Annotated in this window: 22 protein-coding genes; 14 read left to right on the forward strand and 8 right to left on the reverse strand. The window is 43.9% G+C overall.

Annotation, left to right across the window (positions count from 1 at the left end):
* Positions 1–13: 13 nt before the first annotated feature.
* The 5 genes from BP97_RS0107035 (at position 14) to BP97_RS0107055 (ending at position 4365) form a co-directional block, all read left to right on the forward strand.
* A complete protein-coding gene (locus BP97_RS0107035) occupies positions 14–742 on the forward strand; it encodes a phosphonate C-P lyase system protein PhnL (protein WP_028548462.1) in 729 nt (242 codons plus the stop codon).
* An 87-nt stretch (positions 743–829) separates the two neighbouring features.
* Positions 830–1888: a phosphate/phosphite/phosphonate ABC transporter substrate-binding protein gene (locus tag BP97_RS0107040; protein ID WP_028548463.1), complete on the forward strand. Its 1059-nt coding sequence runs from the start codon at positions 830–832 to the stop codon at positions 1886–1888.
* 42 nt (positions 1889–1930) lie between these two features.
* Positions 1931–2719 (forward strand): phosphonate ABC transporter ATP-binding protein, encoded by a 789-nt coding sequence (gene phnC, locus BP97_RS0107045; RefSeq protein WP_028548464.1) that lies wholly within the window; start codon positions 1931–1933, stop codon positions 2717–2719.
* Complete coding sequence (locus BP97_RS0107050; RefSeq protein WP_028548465.1) at positions 2709–3494, forward strand: PhnE/PtxC family ABC transporter permease; 786 nt, start codon at positions 2709–2711, stop codon at positions 3492–3494. The genes phnC and BP97_RS0107050 overlap by 11 nt, the downstream gene beginning before the upstream one ends.
* 1 nt (position 3495) lies before the next feature.
* Positions 3496–4365, forward strand: coding sequence for a PhnE/PtxC family ABC transporter permease (locus BP97_RS0107055; RefSeq protein WP_028548466.1), 870 nt, complete (start codon positions 3496–3498; stop codon positions 4363–4365).
* A 102-nt stretch (positions 4366–4467) separates the two neighbouring features.
* On the opposite strand, the gene BP97_RS0107060 is transcribed toward BP97_RS0107055, so the two are convergent.
* Positions 4468–5352, reverse strand: a complete 885-nt coding sequence (locus tag BP97_RS0107060; protein ID WP_028548467.1) for a pentapeptide repeat-containing protein — start codon at positions 5350–5352, stop codon at positions 4468–4470.
* A 204-nt stretch (positions 5353–5556) separates the two neighbouring features.
* On the opposite strand from BP97_RS0107060, the gene BP97_RS0107065 reads away from it, so the two are divergent.
* Genes BP97_RS0107065 through BP97_RS0107080 form a run of 4 tightly spaced genes read left to right on the forward strand, consistent with a single transcriptional unit; the run spans position 5557 to position 9687 of the window.
* Positions 5557–7113 (forward strand): spore germination protein, encoded by a 1557-nt coding sequence (locus tag BP97_RS0107065; protein WP_028548468.1) that lies wholly within the window; start codon positions 5557–5559, stop codon positions 7111–7113.
* Positions 7114–7128: 15 nt separating this feature from the next.
* Positions 7129–8310 (forward strand): Ger(x)C family spore germination protein, encoded by a 1182-nt coding sequence (locus BP97_RS0107070; protein WP_028548469.1) that lies wholly within the window; start codon positions 7129–7131, stop codon positions 8308–8310.
* Between the two features lie 14 nt (positions 8311–8324).
* Complete coding sequence (locus tag BP97_RS35550; RefSeq protein ID WP_036745596.1) at positions 8325–8534, forward strand: hypothetical protein; 210 nt, start codon at positions 8325–8327, stop codon at positions 8532–8534.
* Positions 8535–8565: 31 nt separating this feature from the next.
* Positions 8566–9687 carry a GerAB/ArcD/ProY family transporter gene (locus tag BP97_RS0107080; RefSeq protein WP_028548470.1) on the forward strand — a complete coding sequence of 374 codons (1122 nt, stop codon included), beginning with the start codon at positions 8566–8568 and terminating at the stop codon, positions 9685–9687.
* Between the two features lie 827 nt (positions 9688–10514).
* Here the strand turns inward: BP97_RS0107080 and BP97_RS38705 are convergent.
* A complete protein-coding gene (locus tag BP97_RS38705) occupies positions 10515–11246 on the reverse strand; it encodes a hypothetical protein (RefSeq protein WP_051620425.1) in 732 nt (243 codons plus the stop codon).
* Positions 11247–11337: 91 nt separating this feature from the next.
* Positions 11338–13401 carry an S-layer homology domain-containing protein gene (locus BP97_RS38710; RefSeq protein WP_156043159.1) on the reverse strand — a complete coding sequence of 688 codons (2064 nt, stop codon included), beginning with the start codon at positions 13399–13401 and terminating at the stop codon, positions 11338–11340.
* Positions 13402–13463: 62 nt separating this feature from the next.
* Here BP97_RS38710 and BP97_RS40125 point away from each other — a divergent pair, with 62 nt between their 5' ends.
* The 4 genes from BP97_RS40125 (at position 13464) to BP97_RS0107115 (ending at position 18206) form a co-directional block, all read left to right on the forward strand.
* Positions 13464–13607 carry a hypothetical protein gene (locus BP97_RS40125; RefSeq protein ID WP_156043160.1) on the forward strand — a complete coding sequence of 48 codons (144 nt, stop codon included), beginning with the start codon at positions 13464–13466 and terminating at the stop codon, positions 13605–13607.
* Positions 13608–15235: 1628 nt separating this feature from the next.
* Positions 15236–15448, forward strand: a complete 213-nt coding sequence (locus BP97_RS0107105) for a hypothetical protein (protein ID WP_028548471.1) — start codon at positions 15236–15238, stop codon at positions 15446–15448.
* Positions 15449–15748: 300 nt separating this feature from the next.
* Positions 15749–15916: a catalase gene (locus BP97_RS40930; RefSeq protein WP_442952353.1), complete on the forward strand. Its 168-nt coding sequence runs from the start codon at positions 15749–15751 to the stop codon at positions 15914–15916.
* A gap of 1219 nt (positions 15917–17135) precedes the next feature.
* Positions 17136–18206, forward strand: a complete 1071-nt coding sequence (locus BP97_RS0107115; RefSeq protein ID WP_028548473.1) for a bifunctional 3-deoxy-7-phosphoheptulonate synthase/chorismate mutase — start codon at positions 17136–17138, stop codon at positions 18204–18206.
* A gap of 70 nt (positions 18207–18276) precedes the next feature.
* On the opposite strand, the gene BP97_RS35570 is transcribed toward BP97_RS0107115, so the two are convergent.
* The 3 genes from BP97_RS35570 to BP97_RS35575 are packed head-to-tail and all read right to left on the reverse strand — an operon-like array spanning position 18277 to position 19902.
* A complete protein-coding gene (locus BP97_RS35570; protein ID WP_231506235.1) occupies positions 18277–19071 on the reverse strand; it encodes an MFS transporter in 795 nt (264 codons plus the stop codon).
* The gene (locus tag BP97_RS40130; RefSeq protein WP_156043161.1) at positions 19011–19295 is read right to left on the reverse strand and encodes a hypothetical protein; all 285 of its coding nucleotides are present in this window, start codon (positions 19293–19295) and stop codon (positions 19011–19013) included. The genes BP97_RS35570 and BP97_RS40130 overlap by 61 nt, the downstream gene beginning before the upstream one ends.
* On the reverse strand, positions 19246–19902 hold the full coding sequence (locus tag BP97_RS35575) for a hypothetical protein (RefSeq protein WP_028548474.1): 657 nt from the start codon (positions 19900–19902) through the stop codon (positions 19246–19248). The genes BP97_RS40130 and BP97_RS35575 overlap by 50 nt, the downstream gene beginning before the upstream one ends.
* Positions 19903–20333: 431 nt before the next feature.
* Here BP97_RS35575 and BP97_RS0107130 point away from each other — a divergent pair, with 431 nt between their 5' ends.
* Positions 20334–20750 carry a VOC family protein gene (locus BP97_RS0107130; RefSeq protein WP_007729208.1) on the forward strand — a complete coding sequence of 139 codons (417 nt, stop codon included), beginning with the start codon at positions 20334–20336 and terminating at the stop codon, positions 20748–20750.
* 79 nt (positions 20751–20829) lie between these two features.
* Here BP97_RS0107130 and BP97_RS0107135 read toward each other — a convergent pair whose 3' ends face one another.
* Together BP97_RS0107135 and BP97_RS0107140 are read right to left on the reverse strand one after the other, a co-directional pair.
* Positions 20830–21255: an SRPBCC family protein gene (locus BP97_RS0107135; RefSeq protein WP_028548475.1), complete on the reverse strand. Its 426-nt coding sequence runs from the start codon at positions 21253–21255 to the stop codon at positions 20830–20832.
* 76 nt (positions 21256–21331) lie between these two features.
* Positions 21332–22288, reverse strand: a complete 957-nt coding sequence (locus BP97_RS0107140; protein ID WP_028548476.1) for a sigma-70 family RNA polymerase sigma factor — start codon at positions 22286–22288, stop codon at positions 21332–21334.
* Positions 22289–23264: the final 976 nt, after the last annotated feature.

Genomic DNA, 23264 nt, shown 5'->3' on the forward strand with positions numbered 1-23264 from the left:
AGGAGGTGATGGCATGGAGAACCTGCTGTCGATAGAACATTTGTCCAAATCATTTACGCTGCACAATCTAGATAAACATATTTCTGCGGTTGAAGATGTAAGTCTGCATCTTAAAGAAGGAGAATTTGTGGGAATAACGGGGAAGAGCGGAAGCGGCAAATCTACCGTTCTAAGATGCATCTACCGTACCTACCTGCCTCATTCAGGGAGCATCTGGTACAACTCGGAAAGGTTTGGCCGCATCGATTTGGCTTCTGCTACGGAACGGACCATCATTGAGCTTCGCAAGCTAGAAATCGGTTATGTATCCCAATTTCTGAACGTTATGCCCCGCACGACAGCAAGGGAGCTGGTACGAAATGCCATTGTGGAAATGGGGCATGACACGGACTACGCAGATATTGAAACGGTGAAGATGCTGGAGCATTTCGAATTGGATCGAAGCTTGTGGGACAGCTATCCGGCAACCTTCTCAGGAGGCGAGAAGCTTCGATTAAATATCGCGAGAGCGATGGTTAAACGTCCGAGGCTGCTGCTGCTGGATGAACCTACGGCAAGCCTTGATCATGGTTCTAAACTGAAAGTGAAGGTATTGATAGAGCAGCTAATGAAGGAGGGTGCCACAATGCTAGGCATCTTTCATGACTTGGAGTTTATGCAGCATTTATGCGATAGAGAGTATCAAATCAGAGATGGGAACATATTTACATCCGAAAAAAAGGAAAAGCTTACAACATCTTAAAGTAGTCAAAACATTCAGATAATAGTTGGGAACTATACTAGACTTGTCCAAAATAAAAACCATGGGTTCATCGGGAGGAGTTTAAAAGTGAAAAAGATTTTGACTCTTATTATTTCATTATCTCTGGTTGCAGTAGCATCAGGCTGCGGCTCCAAAGCCGGGGATGCACAGAATGCGGCAGCTTCCGTCAAAACAAAGGATACTATAACCATTGCCTGGTATCCTAATGAATCTGGCGCAGATTTGAAGAACGCTCGCGATGAACTGGGAAAAGTCATAGAATCCGCAACAGGTAAAAAAGTAGAGCACAAGACAACGACCGACTATATTATCGCTATTGAAGCTATTGCCAACGGCAGTGCGGATCTAGCTTTTATGGGGCCGCAAGGATATGTTGAGGCCAATGCCAAAAATAAGAAAGTGCTGCCTCTGGTCGTATCGAGTGGGGAGTCGGGTACTTTGGACGATGCGGTATACTTCAGCTGGCTCAATGTAAGAAAAGGGGAGGAAGAGCCGTATAAAAGCGGAAACGGCTTTGCTATCGATAACATTGCCGGCAAAAAGTTTTCCTTCGTCTCCAATTCCTCTACTTCCGGATTTAAAGTTCCATCCGCAGGCATTGTTAGCTATTTTGCTAAAAAAGACAAATATAAGAATCTAACAGTGGATGATCTGCTTCAAGGAGGCAAGGATAAATTTTTCGGTGAAGTGTTGTTTGGCGGTACCCACCAAGGAGCCGCAGTAAATCTATTAACAGGCAAAGCTGATGTTGCTGCGTTCTGTGATACTTGTGTTGCCAACTATGTAGAGCTGTCTACAGGTACGGCTAACAAGCCAGGAGCAGTCTACAAAGTGAAACAAGGTGCGGCCGAACCTTTTAACACATTAATCGGCAAAGAATTTACAGTTATTTCTGTTACTCCAGTTTTGAACTCGCCATTCGCGATCAACACTGGCACTATAAGTGCGGAAGACCAGAAGAAGCTGAAGGATGCCTTTACCTCTGATGCGGTAACCAAGAACCCTAAGGTTTTCCTGCCAAGTGATTCCAAAGAATCCGGGTTGTTCAAGCAGAAGACGGGCAAAGAAAAATTTCTTCCTGTAGAAGATGTGTGGTTCAATCCGGTCAGAGAGCTGTCTAAATAATCAATTCCTTCAACAGTACAATACTTAGTAAGGGAGTTAACCATGACAACGTTATTGGAATTCAAGCAGGTATCGAAGCAATACGGTACAGATACTAGAGCGTTATCGGATGTTAATTTCGCTGTGAGAGAAGGAGAGTTCGTTTCCATCATCGGTCCATCGGGGGCTGGCAAATCCACTCTCCTTCGCTGCATTAACCGTATGATTGACGCAAGCAGTGGAGAGATCATTTTTGATGGCGCTAATGTAATGGGACTTAAGAAAATGGAATTGAAGAAATTCAGAACCCGGATCGGCATGATATTTCAGCATTATAATTTGGTCAACCGGCTGACTGTGATCGAGAATGTCCTACATGGGCGTCTCGGTTACAAGTCTACCTTGGAGGGAGTCCTCGGGCTTTACTCTAAAGAGGAGAAGGATCAAGCCTGCGCCATTTTACAAATACTCGGACTTGAAGAGCACATGTACAAACGTTGTGACCAGCTAAGCGGCGGACAAAAACAAAGGGTAGGGATTGCACGTGCCCTTATACAGGAACCCAAAATGCTGCTGTGCGACGAGCCGATCGCATCTTTAGACCCTAACGCTTCCAAAGTCATTATGGAGCACTTGCGCAGCATTTCTTCCACTATGGGGATTACGGTTGTAATCAACTTGCATCAGGTGGATGTAGCCCTCAAATATTCGGATCGGATCATTGGAGTGAACAAGGGCTCCATCGTCTATGATGGGCCTCCGGCTAATATCAGGCGCGAACAGCTTGCAATAATCTACGGCTCAGAACTGGATGAGCATGTAGAGGAGATGGACAATTCCTATGCAGTATAACTTCTTCGCCAGAAAACGCATGAATTCGTTGCTCTTCTGTACCTTGCTGGTAACTGTAACGATTGTGGCCATAATCATTACGGATTATAACGTAATCAAAGGCTTTACCTCCGTACCGAAAGCGGTGGAGTGGGCTATTAGTAATTTTTATCCGAGTGAAAAAGCAATGAAGCGTCTTCCTGCGATTTTGAGCAGTTTGTCTGAAACGGTACTCGTATCCATAGCCTCTACCACTGTTGCCGCTGTTTTCGCCTTGCTGTTTGCTATCCTTGGATCCAACACGACCGGGGTGGGGGGAGTCGTCAGTTTTATAAGCAGATCGATTGCCACTTTGTTTCGTAATATTGATGTCGCTGCTTGGTCGATGATTCTGCTTTTTTCGTTCGGTCAAAGCGTGCTGACAGGCTATTTTGCACTTTTCTTCGGCTCATTCGGGTTTTTGACACGTGCATTTATGGAGTCGATTGATGAAGTAAGCAACAGCTCCGTAGAGGCATTAAAGGCAACGGGAGCAAGCTACTTCTCTATCATTTTTCAATCCGTGATTCCTTCGAGCATTCCCCAATTGCTCAGTTGGATCCTGTTTATGGTGGAAACCAACATCCGTCAAGCCACTCTGATTGGTATTTTGACCGGTACTGGCATCGGCTTCTTGTTTAGTCTGTATTACAAAGGCTTGAATTACAGTTCCGCTTCTTTGGTCGTCATTGTCATTGTCATCGCCATCATGATCATTGAATCGGTTTCCAACTATGTAAGGAGGGTGATTTTGTAATATGGAAATTCAGGAATCCGTCAGAACCGCCTATAACAAAGGCAGCAGCCGGGACATTTCCAACGATGAACGGATAAAATCGAAGCCGTTTAATAAGCAAACTTTTCTTATCCGGCTTACTCTGGCAGCTCTAGCTATGTTGACAGTCTATGGATTTGTAACCTTTGATTATAAGGAAATTCACTTCTTAGATGCCATCTATTCCACTGCGGGCACGATCAAAACAATGTTTTTCCAGCCGTTTCTTAATCACATATCTTTTGTCGAGGCGCTTATGCAGGTCGTTATTACACTGGGGCTTGCGTTTCTCACGACACTGTTCGGTGCCGTCATAGCGTTGTTCCTAAGCTTGTTAGCTGCACATAATTTATCTAATTACAGGCTTTCGATCTTTATTAAAGGTATCGTTGCTTTTATTAGAGCGGTTCCGACTGTATTATGGGTATTGATTTTTGCTGTTGCGGCAGGACTGGGAAGTGTTGCAGCGGTTATTGGTATGACCTTTCATTCTATCAGCTACCTTGTAAAAGCGTATTCAGAATCATTCGAAGAGCTGGATAAAGGTATTATTGAAGCGCTTAAGGCAAGTGGCGCCAATTGGTGGCAGATTGTATTTCAGGCTGTTATTCCGTCATCCATCACCTATCTGATTTCATGGACGTTTATGCGATTTGAGATCAACTTTGCAGTTGCGGTTGCCATGGGTGCAGCAGCAGGAGCGGGCGGTATCGGCTACGATATGTTTATGGCCAGCGGCTATTACTATGATGTTCGGGAAATTGGTGCTATTACCTATTTGATCCTTGCCTTCGCCGTCTTGCTTGAAGTGATTGCTTCGAGAATCAAGAAGAAATTAAGAGTTCAGGATTAAACCCAAATCTCAAATTGTAAAGATAAGAAACGCCGCACTCGGTTGATGCTGAGAGCGGCGTTTTAGTTCAGATGTGAAGTACATTTGTGAAGTGTGATGAGCTCATTTCTTTTTATCGGGATCGAACCAGTGCAACGGATGGGTGAGTGATGGAGGCAACTTGGTATCGGCATCGCCTAACGCGGAGTTGATCTGCGATTGGGTAAGAAAAATACTCTCCGTTAGATCAGCCCCTCTAAGATCAGCGTCTCGGAAATCCACACCGATGAGGTCAGCAGCTCTTAAGTCGGCTCCTCTTAGATCCGCAGCGATCAGATAGGCCCCTCTCAAATTAGCGCATCGAAAGTCGGCTCTTTTGAGATTGGCGCCAATAAGGTCAATTCCTCGGCCATGATTTTTCTTCCGCTTTAATGAATCCTTATACCGCTGCCTGGCTTCATCACGTACGAGCTCACTAGTTTGAAGGAGCAGCTTATTAACTTCTGCCCGATGTTCTGGGATGTTTAGTTCTAAGAGTGAATCAGGATTAAGGTATGTGAGTCGTTCCGTCTTGTCTAGCGCCAAGCTGAGTGCATCGTATATTGGATAAGCTTGCCTAAGTGTCAGTGCTTCGGATAAATACCAGATCAGTTCATGGAGTTGTCGCATGATAGGAAACACATAGAACATTTGTTCTCTGATGCCTGGAGCTCGTCTCCAATCACGACCTTCAAACGTAACTTGTGAGACCTTTTGCCCAGCACCAAAGCAATCATAAACCGTGCAACCACGAAATCCGCTCTCCCTGAGCCTATTATGAATACCGCAGCGGAAGTCCGATTGCAGGTTTTGACAGGCATGTCCTGCATCTTTATCCCTTGCAAAGTCTGAAGAGGCTGAGAATGGCAGCACGACACAGCATAAGCCGAAGCAATTCTCACAGTCCGCTTTCATGCTTAGCTGGCTTTTGTTGGGAACAGAACTAAAATCATTGTGACTCTCAGTCATTACAATATCTCCTTCCGCTTCAACATGTTCTTTCACATAATCTAATTTTAAGGCAAGTTTAAAATAGAATAATAGATATTTTTTTATAGTAAAAATATAATCCTAATCTATTCTAATACTCCTCTAACAAAAGAATGTGCAGCGTTTATCTCCATTTCTGAATGGTCATAATGAGGAGTAGGAGACTTGGGAGGTAGCTTGCTTATGTATCGAAAGTCATCAACAGATCGTCGTAATATAGATGAAACTTTCATCTCACCGGAGTATGCAAAGATTCCTATAGACCCTAAGGTTGAACATAATTTAGAACGTATTCTGAATGATTTCGGTGGAAGCGACGATGTGGTCATCCGCAAAATTCCTTATGAAGGGACGGAGTCGATTGCAGCAGCTGTTGTATATATAGACGGCATGTCGGACTCCTCAGCGATCAACAGTTATATTAATGATGTATTAAGGCACTCCTTAAACATGGTTTCCCATTCAAATCCGACGGACGGTATGAAAACAGCGCTCCTAGCTAAAGAGCTTCTTATAGGGATAGGTTCGATTCACACAGAATCGGAAATGGCTTCCTTATACAAATATTTACTTTCGGGAGAAGCAATCATTTTCCTGGACGGCTTCGACGAAGCCTATCTCGCTTGTATTCGTGAATGGAAGGGTCGCGATGTGACGGAGTCGACGAACCAAACATCTGTTCGGGGTCCGAGGGAAAGCTTCACCGAGACACTTCGTATTAATACGTCGTTAATAAGGCGTAAAATTAAAGATACTAGGCTCAGGCTTGAAACGATTTCGATTGGAAGGACGACGAAGACAGATGTCACAATAATGTATATTAAGGAAGTGGCCAAGCCTTCAGTTATTGAATTGGCCCGCTCGCGATTGAGATCCATCGACATTGATAGCGTCCTTGATAGCGGCTTTCTCGAGGAATTGATTGAGGACAATAAACTATCCCTGTTTCCTACAATTTATAACTCTGAACTGCCGGATAACGTCGCAGCACAGCTGTTGGAAGGAAAAGTGGCCATTTTGGTGGACGGCACGCCAAACATATTGCTTGTGCCGACGCAGCTAGTTACATTTTTCCAATCAACAGAGGATTATTACCAACCTGCTATTTATGCGAGCTTACTGCGCCTATTGCGATTTGGCAGTGTCTTCATTTCGCTTCTGCTTCCTTCCCTTTACATTGCTATTACGACTTTTCATCGAGATATGCTCCCGGCATCGCTGTTGATCAGTTTGGCAGCACAGAGAGAGGGAGTACCCTTTCCGGCATTTGTTGAAGCTCTTGGCATGGAGGTAACCTTTGAGATTTTACGTGAAGCGGGTTTGCGCATGCCCCGTGCGATAGGTCAGGCGGTATCGGTTGTCGGTACGCTTGTTATTGGACAAGCTGCAGTTGAAGCGGGGATTGTATCTGCAGCGATGGTCATCGTCGTTTCCGTCACAGCCATTTCCACATTTACGCTTCCGTCGTATAGTATGTCAATCCCGATTCGGATTCTCCGTTTCACGTTTATGGGCGTGGCTGCTAGCTTCGGGTTATTCGGTATTATCATGGGTTTGTTTGTACTGCTACTTCATTTATGCGCACTGAAATCCTTTGGAGAACCGTACATGTCTCCGTTTTCACCATACAGAAAAACGGATTTAGAGGACACGATTGTACGCCTGCCAAGATGGTTGATGTTCAAACGGCCCGGCACTTCATTGGGAAACGGCGGCGGAAGGTTTCGTAAGCGTTGGTAAGGAGTTGAAAGCATCATGATGTACAGAATAGCGGTTATTGTGCTTTGCTTGCTCATGCTAACCGGCTGCTGGAGCAGACGAGAACTCAATGATTTGCTAATTGTACTTGGAGTCGGTATTGACTGGGAAGATGGTGAATATCTGGTATCGTTCCAGGTCGTCAATCCAAGCGAGATTTCGATGCAAAAAAAAAGCGGTGAACGTCCGCCCAGTACACTCTATCAGGGTAGAGGCAAAACACTGTTTGAGGCAGCAAGGTCTTTAACAGCTGAAGCACCACGGAAAGTATATATGGGACATCTTCAAATCTATGTAATCGGTGAAGAATTGGCTAGAAGGGGCATAAGTGAATTTATTGATAATGCTATGCGAGATAATGAATTGAGGATGGACTTCAACCTTGTTGTGGCAAAAGGAATGAAGGCGGAGAATGTTCTTAAGCTGTATACGCCGCTTGAGAAGCTGCCTAGCTATAGCATGCAGCAATCACTCCGAACCTCTGCAAAGTCTTGGGCTCCAACCGTAGCTATCACATTGGACGAGGTTCTGAATAAGCTGTCCGGAGATGGTCAAGAGCTTGCATTAACCGGAATCAACATGATCGGCAGTCCCAAAGTGGGTGAAACCAAAAAAAACATAGAGCGGTTCTTGCCTCCAAGCCGTTTCCGTTATACGGGTATGGCTGCTTTTAAGGATGATAAACTGATTGGATGGTTGAATGAAAAAGAAAGCAAAGGGTATACAGATATTACAAACAATCTAGATAGCACCTCAATAGAGATAGCGTGCGGTGGTCAAAACTATATGGGGATTGAAGTTACATCATCGGATTCCAAATTGAAAACGAAGGTTCAAAATGGTGTACCGGAGGTTAACATTCACATTAGGGCTGAGGCGAATATCGTTGATAGGGCCTGCAAAGATGTCAACTTAACCGATCCCGAGACGATCAAGCGTCTTCAGGATGAGACGAAACAAATTATTCAATCCAATGCGGTAGCGGCCGTCAAGCGAGCCAAGAAGATGAAGTCCGATATTCTTGGTTTTGGGAGCCAGCTTGGGAAGGATTATCCCGATTTCTGGAGGCAAGCCAAGGACAATTGGAACGAAGATGGATTCCCTCGAACCAAAGTTCATTACGAGATCGATCTGTTTATTCGAAAGACGGGAACGATAGGAAATTCGACTATGAAGTAAAGAAGGTGCTCCGTTTGTCATCCATAATTGCAGTCATTGCATTGGCGGTCGGCACCTTCTGGCTGGAAGCACCAGGGCTTATTCGCCGAAAACACAGATTGGAGCTAGTTGTATTCATCATTCTGCTGCTTGTGGGGACAACACTTTACGCGGCATTGGCAATGGAAGTACGTCTTCCGAACCCGTTAAGTATTTTAAAGACTATGTATAGAGGAATGTCTTAAGTAAAACTGACAGACGGACAAGGAGGAACAGATGGACAGATACGACAATGCCAAAATATCCGTACGTCAGTTTTCAATCTTAATTATGATTGGGATTATTGGAGATTCGATTCTTGTTCTTCCTACCATTGTTGCTGCTTCGGCTAAACAGGATGCTTGGCTATCCATGCTGCTTGCTTTACTACTTGGATTGGCTTCAGGTATCCTTTTTGGGGCAATTGCAAATAAGCTCCAAGGGAAAAGCCTTATAACAGGGGCACGAGAAAAGCTAGGGATATGGGGGGGGAGCTTTTTCGGTATTCTGTTTTTGGTTGAATTTTATATGTGCGATCTAACGCTGTTAAGTGAGATGAGTCAATTTATGACCACACAGATGATGCCAGAGACCCCTGTCAATGCCATCATTTTGTTTTTTATTGCGGTTATTATTATTGCATACAGATATGGCTTAGAAGCTTTCGCGCGAATGGGTGAGCTGCTCTTTCCGATCATTATGATGCTGTTCGTGTTTCTTGTCGTCTTCTTGATTCCTCAAGCGGATACATCGAATTTGCTACCGATAGCTGGCCATGGAATGGGTCCGATAATGAATGGAATAGTACCTGCATTTACATTCGGATTTGCTGAAATGGTTGTTCTTCTAATGTTGGTTCCGCATGTTGTCGATAATACGAAGCTGACAAAACCGATTCTGACGAGTTTTGTACTGGGGGGCACCATATTGTTCTTGGTGGTTCTCTTTTGCGTATTGGTGCTCGGCTCTAACTTAATGGAAACGAAGTATTATCCAACGTTTGTCTTAGCGCAAAAAATTCAGGTCGGCAATTTCCTGGAACGCTTGGAAGCAATCATCGCCTTTTTATGGATTATTACCGTGTTTTATAAAACGCTGCTTAATTACTTCGCGCTTACGACCGGAATTGCGCAGCTGCTACGGCTTAAGGAGAGCCATATGCTGACGATCCCGATTGGTATGATTCTGCTTGTGAGTGCGATTGTCAGTACACCGAATATTACGGTATATAACGATATCCTAAATAACTATTATCCGTGGTTCGACATGAGCTTTTGTGTCGGGCTGCCCATTGTATTTCTTATCATGCTGTTCATTGCAGGTAAACGTAAAAAGGATGGCAAAATCAATTCCATTTAGCGCTTTTAATGAATGAAAATCTTTAAGTTTAAAGTTAATATTCGCCAAATGGTATGATAAATCGTCCATTTTCATCTCACTCTAGACGTTTCAAAAATGAAGAATTATGGAAGGCACTGTCTGCGTGTCAACAATGGTTATAAGGAAGGGGTGGAAGAGTTTAAGAAATACTTTCATTACTATAGCGTAAAATGTGGAGCACTTAATTATTTATTTTAGGATTGGGAGTGTGAATCAGCTTTAAATAGAGAAAAAAAGTACGTTGGGATAATTTACCATTAAATGGATGGTGAATGATACGTAAAAGTTAAATGAAATTACAGAGAAACTAATTTGATAAAAATTTTGATTGTACAAAAATCCTGATTGATTATTTATAACGCAAAAAACAAATAAATAACAAAACATGAAAAAAACAAATAAGTAGTAATAAAAAACAAAACAAAAAAAGGATTAAAAAACAAAAACAAGAATAGCAATTAGTGAATAGTAAAATGAAAAAATCGTAAAATGGCTTGTAAGAGCTTTGGCTGAATTAATTAAACTTTTAATTAAACTTATTACATTTACACAAAACCCGTATTTTGTACATATGTCAATTCCTTTAGTTCAAGGATGCCTCGGCCCCCGATTCTTTCGTATTTGTGGGTCCTTTAGTTCAAGGATGCCTCGGTATTCTCTATGGATTTTCAATCTTTGTTTCTTTCTTATTTTATTAAACGAAACCAAAAAAAATAATTAAAGCAATAGCAGCTAAATAATATAAACCGTCAGACTGAGGAAGCCTGACGGTTTTTCTTCATATTACCTCGGCGCTCCATAAGAGTCTATTTCGAGCTATCCTTAGCGGCAGCATTTCCGTTATCAAAATAAGAAGTGTCTAGAATCCTGGCATAAATATAAGGATTTAGGTTCGGACTTTGTACATGGATTTTGATTTTTTCCAGACCCTCTACATTAAATGTAAGCTGCTTAATACCGTCTTCTGGACTGATTGTATGCTTTTCCAAAACAGTCGAGGCTGCGCTTCCTGCAGCGGTTCCCCAATTATAAAGCGAAAACTCCACCTCATGCTCCCCAGGGCTTATGACTGCTGCATCCAGGAGGAGTCGCTTGAATTTACGGTCAATCGTAAACTCAACATCTCCATATTGGTCGATCTTTAATACTTCTTCGAACTGTTTCCCTTTCACCATTGTTTCATTGGGGTCTTTTGACTGCGTCACATAGATGTTATCAATCTCCATCGGAGTGGCAAAAATCGGTCTTTTCTCTCCTGGTTTTCCTCCAATGAAAATGGTTTGGGAATCAGCATCATAATCGATCGGTATCTTTAGCGCTTCAGCCACAGCGCGTACCGGCAAATAGTTATTTCCGTTATAAAAAATTGGGGTCAGCGGTTTTCCTGACTCGTCCTTGGGCTGCCACAAATCTCCTTTCAGTACAAATGATACTCCTTTGTTAAAAAATGCATTGATCGGTTCCAGATTAACCGCCGCATAGGCGGACCCAAAGGAGCTGGCAACAATCGCAACGACAAATAAAGCAATCTTGACCATTTTCATTTTCCTAAAAAACATCTTCAATGTGAACTCGCCCTTCCTTAATATAATGGATTTTGACCTATTCGTAACATGGAGTATTTCAAAATCACTTTTTGCCCAACATAGCCAAGATGGCCGTCACAGCTTCTGCCCTGGTCGTCTTATTATCCGCTGCAAAGCGGTTATCGCGCATAAAATCGGCAATGCCGGATTTTTTTGCTGCTGCTGCGGCACCCTTAGCCCATGCTGGAATATCGGTGTCATCGGCAAACCCGGATTGTGCCTTTTCGTCGACAGGCAGACCGGATGCTCTGACGACCATGGCGATCATTTCCGCATGGGTGATATTAGAGTCTGGTTGGAAGGTGCCGTCCGGATAACCGCTAACTATTCCAAGCTGTACAGCCTGTGATACTGCCTTTACGGCCCATTCTCCTATCTTGTCTTGATCTGCAAAAGCGAGCTTTGCACCTTCTGCTGCCGGTTTCATCCCATTCATAAGCAAGACGGCAAACTCAGCGCGTGTAACGTTGCCATCCGGTCGGAACGTGAAGTCTGGGTAACCGTTAGCGATACGAAGCTCGACAGCTTTAATGATGTTCGCTTTTGCCCAATGATCCGCAATATCCGAAAATGGAAGATCCTGCGAAGCAGCCGGTTTTGATGATGGCGTAACCGTTACGGCGCATACGGCGATGAATCCTCCGTCCTCGGTAGAGACTGTAATTTTCGCCGTACCCGGTTCGATTCCGGTAACTTTTCCCTCATTATCCACCTTAGCAACCGTACTGTCACTGCTGGTCCACTTCACCTTCTTGTTCAATGCCGCGTCAGGGACAACCGCTGCCGTCAACGTTTCGCTATCTCCTGATTGCAGGTTCATTGCTTTCTTGTTCAAATTGACGCTTGTGGCGTCGGTGCCAAGAGCGAATAATGACTTCTCCGATACCATATAGACCGTGCCGTCGCTTCCGACGGATGGGCTTTGCAAACCAAAGCCTTTGGCGAAATATTGCCATTTTACTTTGCCGTCAGAGTCTATTGCGTAAAATAAATTATTATTAGTGGAGCCTGGGATTTTCGTGCCATCCGCTCCTGCAGCGTATATCGTTTTATCCCTCCCAACCACTGGGGCTGGATAAAACGATTGTCTTGCAGACAAAAATGACATTTTCGATAGATACGGTTTTCCGGTTTCCATTCCCCATTTAATTGCTCCGTTCGGATGGATTGCAAGCAGCTTCATGTCGGACCAAATATATAGGATATCGTCTGTTCCGACGGTTGGTGTGGAATATGTTTGATAGTTTTTACTCCATTTTTCTGAACCAAATGTATTAATGGAAAAAATAGTATCACCCGATGAACTGAACGATTCCACATATACGGTACCGTCGGCTCCTAACACGGGAGAATTAAATATTGTATTGAGTTGAGGTGTACGGAATAACCATTTCAACTTTCCATTCGGTTTGATTGCATAAAGATCGCCCTTTTCGGTTCCGACATAAATCGTTCCATCGCTTCCGACAGTTGGGGAATATACTTCACCTCCCGTTGGGAATACCCACTGTTTCGTGCCATCCGGATTAAGTGCATACAGCTCAGTTGCTCCTCCTACATAGATCGTATCGTCAGCTCCAACTACCGGTGATTTATATCTATACCGTTCAAAGCTCATGCAACAGTCGTATGCAGTTAAAGAACCTCCCCTGGCGAATTCCCACTTCTTATTCCCGGCTTGATCTATAGCATACACGTTGCCATCAATACTAGCCGCATAGATCGTACCGTCGGAGCCGAAGGCGGCAGGGACATAGGTTGTACTTCCCAATGAAATCTCCCGACGTTTAGTTCCGTCAGGGTTAATTGCGTACAGCTTTTTATTTTCCGTTCCCACATAGATGGTACCGTCCGGAGATATTATCGGAGAAGTAGTTATGTTGGCATCAAAGTAGTTGTATTCCCACTTTGCTTTACCTATCGGAATACCGCTTAAGTACGGTGTGATGAACTCATAAGATTTGGAATCAATTGGAACTTTCAAATCAAGCTTTAGATGGGGTGTTTCCTCTGCTGTGGCAAGGGTGGGGAGCAATACCGAAATCGACAGCACGGCTGATAAGATGAGTGCTGTTATTCTCCATTCGATTATTGATATATAGATCAAATCCTTTCGATGATAATGGTATCGTGCGAACAAGCCCAGAACATGGAGGATTCACTCATTCTTTGGTGAAAAAAAACTACCATTCCATATTCCGTTATGGTAAAAGTTGGCGATTGGATAAGTGCCATGATATCATCGGTGACCTGATCGGGCAGATCGGCAATTCGGGTCAAAAGCTATGTGAGAGGATTGCCGAGGATCGTTAAGATGTGAATAATAGGCTGAAAGGAAGGCGGCAATATAGCCAGACGACGGGTCATCAAGTAGAGGATCGTATTGACGTAGCTGTTTCTTTATTTAAATTCTAATTGTTTGAAAAGAACACTTCAAGGGAAAAGATACCTACTTCCAATCAGTTACTAAAGTCCCTTTTTACGGAAGAAAATCCCGCTTCAAGCGCTTTTAAACCAGATCTGACATTGAAGACTTAATGTTTTTTCAGTTGCCACAGGTACAATGAACGCTTTTTCATATTCGTTTTGTGGCGTAGATAAATGCTAAGTATTCTGGCCCAAATTGGTTGAAGTGACTAAACTTGTCCAGACTACTTCAAAAATAATAATCAAGTGTTCCTTGATCAAGTCTCCGTTGTTCGAGGATCCTTGCCAAGATTCGTAAATCTACAATGTAGGTAGTTTTGTGTCACAATACTACAATGTAGGGAAATTTGTGCATTTTGTACTGACACAAATTCCCTACATAAAAATAATAAAAGCTTGAGTAATCAAGCTTTTTCGGATAGGTTTATGTAGGCACTTTTGTGTCATTGGACAAATTTCCTGTGAGCTTTTTCATGATGCCCTCTTCACTGTATGAATGGCAAGCAAGTATATTATTTATCCGGTACCCGGAGTTAATTTCGTATTCAGCCAGCCTGTTGAATAGAGAGATGGCCCATGCTCCTAGTTACTTGGAACGTGGGCCAAAAAATTAGATAACACAGCCACAAAGAACAATGACTAACAAAATAAAAAGAACCAAAATAGTTGCAGAGTTTGTAAATATTCCGCCTACTCCACCCATTTTTGAACCCTCCTACCAATTTGTCTTGAGGTTTTTACCCCAAAATCAAGTTATGCAGGATACATATCTAATGTTTGGACGTTTGACATGGGGTTACATTTATCATAGAAATTAAAATCCTTAAGATAATTCCAACCCATTTTTTTCAGGTGTCCAGGCACCTAATCTAAAGTAAATGGTTATAATATTTTGTAGCGAAGCCGCTCATTCGCTTTTTGATCCCCGTATTTGAAGTGAAATGAAGCATCCACCAGTACAAACTGGTGGATGCTTCATTTTTATGAAACCCGAAAAGTACATATGACTAAGCATAAACGATTGTCGATTTCTTCCAATACCAAGTAATGTTTCATTTGTATTTTCCTCATCTTGGTTTTTCTCTCATTTTAACCTCAAGTTAGTATCCTGCCAATACATACCTCATGCTTAGTCTCATTTCATCGCTATCTATCATTGATTTTCATGTTCATTCACTTGAGACCATTAGTCCCTTATGTATCAGATCATTTTTTACCGTTATTTTCGTGACCCGATAGCTCACTCTGGTGCAAATGCCCATAAAATGGGTGTATGACTCAGTAACAAATGCGGATATGTTCCATACATTGGAATTATGTTTAGAAGTGATCGATTTTTCTATCATGCCCTTGTTTACTTACGGAAAACAATAATGGGAGGTTTTTTCAAATGAATGAGTTTATAAACGATCTTCAACAGTTGGACGTTACCCAGTTTCAGGCGAGTGACATGACACCTTGGATCGATGAAAGCCAGTATCAGGCAGGTCAATTCCCGATGGGTGTAAATCCGAATGATCCGTCAAGACTATGTGTTGGTTTTTGTGCGGGTTTTTGTGGAGGCTTTTGCGGTGTTTTCTGCAGCGGTTTTTGCAGTGGCTTTTGTGGGGGTTTCTGTGGCTTCCGCTGTGGCGGATTTCGTTGTGGTGGATTTCATTGTGGTGGATTTCGCTGCCGTTAATTCCAAAGTTCTCAGCCAACCTCAATCACAGCTGCCAGCAGCTTAATTCATGCCCCTTACAACTTGTCGTTGTGTAAGGGGCATTGTTCATTTTGATCTACCTGAACTCCTGGATTCTTGGCATTTATGATTTAAAATGTTGTTCATGATCAAGACAGACTCGAGATACCTACCTGAATTTGGGCTAATCCATAAAATTATGAACCCCCAATAATAAACATTAGCATAACGAGGCTCCCGATCCACCTCGGAAGCCTCGCCCTATTTATTTTTATATTAGACTATAATTCTTCATTATCTCAAATTTGATCTAAACACATTTCTTCTTCGTACCAAGGGGCAGTACTTGGTTTTCTCCCCTTCCAACCTGCTGTATGGTGCAGAGTTTTCGGACGATAAGATACTGCAGGGGCGCACAAAAATTTATTGGTATTCACAACGACGGCAGCTTGGCCCGGATTTCCGAAGATTCCGATTAATCATCAGCAGAACTGGACGCCCGATTCCCTTGTGATCAGTTGTCAGATGAAAATAAACTGAAAAATAAAGTATTAGACCGTGAAAATAAAGTTGTAGACTGGCTGCATGCGTTATACGAACGAGCAGGATGCATCAGCCAGCCGGTTGAATAGAGAGATGGCCCATGTTCCAAGTAATTAGGAGCAACGGCTAAAAAGATTAGATAAAACAGCCGCAAAGGACAATGACTAACAAAATAAAAAGAACCAAAATAGTTGCAGAGTTTGTAAATATTCCGTCTACTCCACCCATTTTTGAGTCCTCCCTCCAATTTGTCTTGAGGTATTTACCCCAAAATCAAGTTATGCGGAATAATATATAATGTTTGGACGTTTGACATGGGGTTACATTTATAATCCCACTAACTCCTAATACTTTATTTTCATCGAACACCAGTGGCAACGGAGATTCGTGGAAGGACGCCTCGTTCGGTCCGACGTTCCCAAGCAAGACGACTTCGCACAAGCCGGTCATAATCGTGCTCTTGCCCCCATTGCAGACATAAAGCAGAAGATATTAAAACAGAATGGGCTTTTAATTATTCCAAATTTCCACAAAATAGGACTTTTTATTGTAAACAAACCGATTTTAGAAAAATACACTGGTAATATGGTTAACAATGGCTTTTGCGAAATATGTGTTCCTATAAAAGGTTATAAGTAACGATATCTTCCGTTTGTATGAAAAAGGTTGTCGCCCGCTTTGATCGGCTACCATGGTATCTTTCTTTGAGCTAGCTGTTCGCGTTTACCATGTAATCCTGCCCATTTAGCTTAATGACGAAGAGGACCTCTACAACACCTGCCCCTCCAGACATGATCTCCGTTAGTTCAACGTTTTTTACGTATAAAGGTTGTACTGAGATAAAATAAATGCACGTTAAATGATGTGCGTACAGTTCAAACAAAGACAAAAGCGATGAAGGAGAGAGTAAGCGGTTTAAGGTTCTTGACAGGGACGGTGTGCCGACTGACTGAGAGCACCCGAATGAATCTATCCGCCGAAGTTCACTCCTGAGTTGGTTTGCTGAACGAATCTCAATCTCTGAGATCGCTAGGTATACCCGTGGTTCTCTGCGTTAAAGAGGTTAAAGTGAGAAATGGGGCATGCCTCTGGGTAAGCGTCATTTCTAATAAGGGTGGTACCACGGCTCCTCGTCCCTTTCAGACAGGAGTCATTTTGTTGTTCTATTACGATCATAAGGGGAGATTTAAATGAAAACATCCAGCTTGGAGCACTTAAGAGACAAACTAAACATCATCAATCATAACCTTCTTGAGCTTTTATGCTATCGGGCTTGCATCGTCAAAGAAATCGGTGAAGTAAAGGAAAAACAAGGAACGCCTAAGTTCGATCCTCTTCGTGAGAGGGCAATGCTGGACGAATTGGTTGCCGCGAACAAGGGACCGTTCGATGATAAAACGATCCAACATTTATTCAAACAGATTTTTCAAGCCTCTTTAAATCTTCAAGAATCCGAGCATAAGAAACATTTACTAGTCAGCCGCAAGAAGCAACAGGAAGACACTATCGTTCATATAGGCGATGTAGCCGTCGGGGGATCAAATCCATTAATAATCGCAGGTCCTTGCTCGGTCGAAAGCTATGAACAAGTTCGACTTGTGGCAAAAGCTTTAAAGGAGGCGGGCATTACAGTGATACGCGGAGGAGCGTTCAAACCTAGGACATCGCCATATGATTTCCAGGGTCTCGGGTTCGAAGGCCTGAAAATTTTGAAAGAGGCTGCAAGCGAATTCAGCCTGAAGACGATTAGTGAAATTGTAGACCCGAGACATATCGAACTTGCTTCTGAATATATAGATGTTATTCAAATCGGGGCTCGCAACATGCAGAATTTCGAATTACTTAAAGCTGCAGGCGAAGCCCGGACACCAATACTCCTAAAGCGAGGGCTGGCAGCGACAATAGACGAGTTTTTACATGCAGCAGAGTATATCATATCCAGAGGCAACACCCAAGTTATGCTGATTGAGCGTGGAATCCGAACCTATGAGAAGGCGACTCGTAACACGCTGGACATCTCCGCAGTGCCAATACTGAAGCAAGAAAGTCATTTACCTGTCCTTGTGGATGTAACCCATTCAACTGGTAGAAAAGATATACTTGCGCCATGTGCAAAAGCGGCTCTCGCGGCTGGTGCTGATGGTGTTATGGTAGAAGTCCACCCAGATCCTGAAACAGCTTTATCCGATGCTACACAACAACTTAACATTGATGAATTCAACCGTTTCTATGCCAATGTTAAAGAATCTGGATTGCTGTAAAACAAAACAAAGAAACAGTAAAACCGATTGCTTCTGTTTTGGATGACGGTACTGACCAATGTCGCCTACCTCAGCGTAAAATAATCATTAGCAATGCAGCAATGATCGCTATGACGCTGCTTGTGCTAAAAGCCACCATAGGACCAAACGTCTGCCACAGGAATCCTGCCATTATACTGGCTGGTAATGCGGCTATTCCGATCATTGAATTATAAGTTCCCATCGCAGTTCCGCGTTGTCCTTCAGGTACAATATCGGCAATGTATGCCTTTTGTATACCTTCTGTAAACGCATAATAAAGTCCATAAAATATGAACAATACCCAAATCCACATGACACTCTTTGCCATCCCAAAACCAAAATAAATCAATGCAAACATAATAAATCCATAAATTAATACCGGTCGACGACCGATCCGGTCAGATAACATTCCTATAGGCATGGAAAAGATGCTGCTGCTCATATTTAATGCAAAAAAGGCTAGAGGAATCAGTGCAGGAAGCATTCCTACATCTTGTGCGCGTAAAGCCAAAAAAGCATCAGAAAAGTTCCCAACAGCAAATAAAGTAGATATTAAAGTGAATATAATAAAGCGGCGGTTTAAATTACGAAATCCTATCTTCGGAAGCGATGTTTTCTTTTGATTTTCGTCATGTCTTTTCTCTTTTAAGAAAAATACAGTAAGAGCAACCGCAACGAGTCCTGGTATAACTGACAGCCAAAATACAAGGTGAAAATTGTTTGCATATATAGCAAGTATCCCAAATGCAACTAACGGTCCAAGTGCGGCTCCGAGAGCATCCATTACACGGCGAAATCCAAATGCTCTTCCACGCTCTTCTTTAGTTGTGGAATCTGCGACCAATGCGTCACGAGGTGAAGTGCGTATTCCTGCGAATTCATGAGCTTGAGTGAGGAAACTGAATCGTTTCGAGGGAGCTGAACAGCCTGCAGGATCTCGCCGGCAGGCTGTTTAATTAACTGGGTTGTCGCGATCTGATCGAGAATGGCTTGCTGCGCGGTGAGCTGCACCTTGCGATTAATCGTTAGATACAGATTCTGCCCCTTGACCGGCTTGCTCAGCTTCATGTCGCCGACGATCCGGCTCATGCTGTCCGATTTGATAGGATTTATAACCGTTAAGGCCCCGCATCTCCTTCTGATACATCAACTCGATGCCGTCGTAGCCGACCTCCTCGGAATCCAAATACTTAAGCGTGGGATCCGATTGATCCGCGTTGATTTCTTTGTAAAAGTCCAAATTCTCCTTGGCTCCCTTCATCTTGTTCAGATAGCCGACCAATTGAACGGCGACCCGGTCGGGACTGTACTGGCTGATGCGCTCCTCCACGATCTCCATGTCCGGATACTCGTCGCGGTGCTCGCTAAGATAGGCGATCTCTTCTTTTGACAGTCCCGATTTGATCCGTCGTTGTTGGAATGGCAGATGCGTTCTGCCTTTGATGTCCATAGCCTCGATAACTTCCTCAATCGTCAACGGCTTGGAATTCGCTTCGCCTTTTTCGTTAAACAGCTGCACGAGTTTTGCAGCCAGCGCCTCCGCCGCTTCCTGCTTAAAGCTTGTTTTGAAAGTAAGGTATTGGGACTGAGTTGAGATCGAATATGCGATCTGCTGTCCCGCCGAATCGTAAATATTGCCGCGGATTGGCGGGATGGATACGCCCTTCATGATCATGGTTGTCTGGCGTTCCTAGAGACTCGGACCCTCGACGAACTGTAGATAAGCAAAACGTACGATTAGTGAAGAGAACAGGAGAAATGTAAGCATGAAAAGACATTTAACCTAATACTGAAATGGCGACGGTTTCGAACTTTTCTTTCGTACTTCGGTTTTATCATTAATTTCCATACCGTTCCCTCATTCCGTCACTCGATACCCACCCTTTAATTGTCATATATTCAGACGAATTCCTTTTTAGAGAGGTTCAATCTTTATCCCTGCACAATAAGAATAAGCAACCTTACGGGAATGGCGGGTATCCGAACTCAATACCAAGTTATTTTTCAAAATTTACGCTTCCGAATCCATAAGACCGATGAATTCCCGGATCGGCTGTCGTCTATATATATGAACACAAACTAATTTGACGAAGAGGTGTTTTGAAAATGGCATTAACGTCCGCATTCACGAGCTTCAACCTGCCTGTAAAAAACGTAGAACAATCGAAAGCGTTCTTCACCGGACTCGGATTCGAGCTCAACCCGCAATTCCCCGAGAACGAGAATTCGGTAGCCATCGTGATCGGCGACAACCTACAGGTCATGCTGATCAATCAAGCATTCTTTAATACGCTCACGGAGAAGGAATCCGTCGATACGAGCAAGTATGCGCAGATGACGATCGCATTGGCCTTCGAGAGCCGGGAAAAGGTCGATGAAATCGTGAATACCGCGGTCTCCTTGGGCGGGAAATTGCACGCTGAACCTGAAGATCATGGGTTCATGTATCATTGGGGCTTCGTGGACTTGGACGGCCATCTGTGGGCCATTAACTACATGAACATGGATGCGGCACAAGGTTAAGGCTAACGGAGAGCACGCTCGTACTAGGGTTCAAAAAGAAAAACGCCGGGCATCTTCCCCGGCGTCTTCTTCGTGATGATTAGTTTTGTTCGGTATAGGCTTTGAAATTGTCCATGATCGCTTGCCAGCCTGCTTGCTGGAACTCGACGGGATTGGAGCTTTCCGCGTCGAACGTTTCAATGACCTTCGTCTCATTCCCTTGATCGACGAAAGCAATATCCACTCTTCTTCCGTCTTCCATGGTGTAGCCGATCGCCTCATGCCGATTCACGACATCGTAGACGCCACCAAAATCAAAGCCCATGCTGCCATCCTTCGCTTCCATCCGTGTCAGAAACTTGCCGCCGACCCGCAGATCGTTCTCGGCTCTCGGCGCATGCCAGTCCTCGGACGCTTGATTCCACTTCGTGATGTGATCCGGCTCGGTCCAATAGCGCCATACCTTCTCGACAGGGGCTTGAATGACGGCTTGCACGGTTACTTTCGTCGGTTGACTCGTTTCCATTTTAAATAGACACCTCTCTCATGATATTCGTCGTTTGGTTATTCTCAATGATATAGACGTAAGCCAATGACGAAATTCATTGGTCAATTCGCTCAGGCAGCCCAAATCGCGAAAATAATGGCGTATGAATGAAGTTTTGAACGTGCAGGATTTGATTTTCTTTGGTTTCGATGACGTGGATGCCCCAGGGTACCAGGCCAGAGCCCTCTTTGCCCGGCATATACTGGGCCAACGCCGGATAACCGCCATTCACCGTAATGGGCACAAATCGCGAACCTTCGCAATGCCAGCGAGTAAGCGAATAGAAGGCGGACAAATCTTCCTTGCCGCGGATCCACATCTCGAAGGGCGGCATCGACATGCAGCCTTCCTCGTGGAACAACGCGACGAGCGCAGCAATATCGAATTGCTCGAAGGCCTCCACATACCGGGACAGCAGCTGCTGCTCCGGTTGAACGTCCATGCTGCTGAGCTCATCCGAGCGAAGCTGCGCCCGGTCCATCGTCTCTCGGGCTCTTTGCAAGGCGCTGTTCACCGCTGCCGGCGACATTGCCAACGTTTCCGCGATCTGCTTGGAGGACCATTCAAATACATCCTTCAAAATGAGTACCGCGCGCTGCCGCGGAGGCAAGGTCTGCAGGAGAGCGATGAAGCACAGTTGAAGGGTATCTCTGCGGACGAGCCGATCCTCCGGATTGCCCCCAAAGTCGGGAGACGGCCAGATCCAGGCAGAGTCCGGCAGCGTGTCGCGCGGCTCGACGATGGCGACGGCCGGATCGAACAGGTCAACGGGAAGCGCGCGGCGTTTGGATTGTCTCAGCTTGTCCAAGCACAGGTTGGAGGCAATCCGATAGACCCAAGTTTTGAACGAGGAATCCTGTCTGAACGTGCTCCAGCTCTGCCAGACCCGAATACTCGTCTCCTGAACGGCATCATCCGCATCGTCCATGGAGCCTAGCATTCGGTAACAGAACGAGGTTAAGCCTGGCTTCAAGCTTGCAAATAATGGTTCGTCAAATGCTTTCTCGTTCATCGCGGCCTCCCTTAACGATCTCCCCGAAGGGTAGTACCTTCATTATATGCAATGAAGCGGACAGCCTCAATAGAATAAATAGGCAGGATTATGGGTTCATTTATCATGGGCCTTCGAGGACTTGGACGGCCATATGTGGGCGATAAACTTCATGAACAATACTGCGTCGGAAGGCCAGGGATAACGAAGAGCATCAACGTTAAAAGTTAAAATTAGCTAGTGATTGGATTGGACTCTTCAGTTCTGTCCTGAACCGTCAGTTCTGCTGTGATTGATCGCTATCTCCCGCTTCCTTCAGTGTGGATGGTGGGGGGAGGTTCACACTTTGAATCGATGCTCCTCCTTTCCATCTTCTTCTGCCTTTATGAGTTCAAGCTATTAACAGATTGGACGTATTTTAAAATGTACGAATTATCAGGGTGATTCCATCGTTCCGGAGTCAATTAGATTTTCATAAACTAGGTATGTAGGGACCTACTCCACCCTGCTCCACTCATAGTATGCCTTTCTTAAGAAGTAGACGGTCGCTAACGCACCGTCTATCTTTACTTACATAACTATGGGACATATGTATCAAATATCTTATTTTGTGATGATGTATCCACGATTACCATAAAAGCGATTAAACGATTAAAAGGCCCTTGTCATCCTTTTTCATTTTTCTTTCCGAAGTGACTTCGATAAAGGAAAAGAAAATCGATTATAGGGCCTTTTAATGCTTCTAATGACTTTTTATTTACTTGGTAGTACGCTCATAATCATAAAGTCCTGGTGCCATCAACCACTTGCCATTGACATATTCAATTTTTACAATCAATGTATCGTACGGTTCGTCAAATAATATTGTATCTAACGCAATATCTACAAACTTTATCTTTTTGACTTCTTATCTTGGCGGTTTCAGTCAGAATTTTGGTTGCCCATCCGTGTCCTCCATTTAAAATAGAGTTGCCCGTTATATATAAAGAGGAAGGCC

Source organism: Paenibacillus sp. UNC451MF, from assembly GCF_000686845.1.
Classification (GTDB): Bacteria; Bacillota; Bacilli; order Paenibacillales; family NBRC-103111; genus Paenibacillus_S.

Coding starts and splice junctions, on each gene's coding strand:
- BP97_RS0107035 (WP_028548462.1), top strand. CDS start 14: ATGGAGAACCTGCTGTCGATAGAACATTTGTCCAAATCATTTACGCTG.
- phnC (WP_028548464.1), top strand. CDS start 1,931: ATGACAACGTTATTGGAATTCAAGCAGGTATCGAAGCAATACGGTACA.
- BP97_RS0107050 (WP_028548465.1), top strand. CDS start 2,709: ATGCAGTATAACTTCTTCGCCAGAAAACGCATGAATTCGTTGCTCTTC.
- BP97_RS0107055 (WP_028548466.1), top strand. CDS start 3,496: ATGGAAATTCAGGAATCCGTCAGAACCGCCTATAACAAAGGCAGCAGC.
- BP97_RS0107060 (WP_028548467.1), bottom strand. CDS start 5,352: ATGACTGAGAGTCACAATGATTTTAGTTCTGTTCCCAACAAAAGCCAG.
- BP97_RS0107065 (WP_028548468.1), top strand. CDS start 5,557: ATGTATCGAAAGTCATCAACAGATCGTCGTAATATAGATGAAACTTTC.
- BP97_RS0107070 (WP_028548469.1), top strand. CDS start 7,129: ATGATGTACAGAATAGCGGTTATTGTGCTTTGCTTGCTCATGCTAACC.
- BP97_RS0107080 (WP_028548470.1), top strand. CDS start 8,566: ATGGACAGATACGACAATGCCAAAATATCCGTACGTCAGTTTTCAATC.
- BP97_RS38705 (WP_051620425.1), bottom strand. CDS start 11,246: ATGGTCAAGATTGCTTTATTTGTCGTTGCGATTGTTGCCAGCTCCTTT.
- BP97_RS0107105 (WP_028548471.1), top strand. CDS start 15,236: ATGATCCGTCAAGACTATGTGTTGGTTTTTGTGCGGGTTTTTGTGGAG.
- BP97_RS0107115 (WP_028548473.1), top strand. CDS start 17,136: ATGAAAACATCCAGCTTGGAGCACTTAAGAGACAAACTAAACATCATC.
- BP97_RS40130 (WP_156043161.1), bottom strand. CDS start 19,295: ATGAAGCTGAGCAAGCCGGTCAAGGGGCAGAATCTGTATCTAACGATT.
- BP97_RS35575 (WP_028548474.1), bottom strand. CDS start 19,902: ATGATCATGAAGGGCGTATCCATCCCGCCAATCCGCGGCAATATTTAC.
- BP97_RS0107130 (WP_007729208.1), top strand. CDS start 20,334: ATGGCATTAACGTCCGCATTCACGAGCTTCAACCTGCCTGTAAAAAAC.
- BP97_RS0107135 (WP_028548475.1), bottom strand. CDS start 21,255: ATGGAAACGAGTCAACCGACGAAAGTAACCGTGCAAGCCGTCATTCAA.
- BP97_RS0107140 (WP_028548476.1), bottom strand. CDS start 22,288: ATGAACGAGAAAGCATTTGACGAACCATTATTTGCAAGCTTGAAGCCA.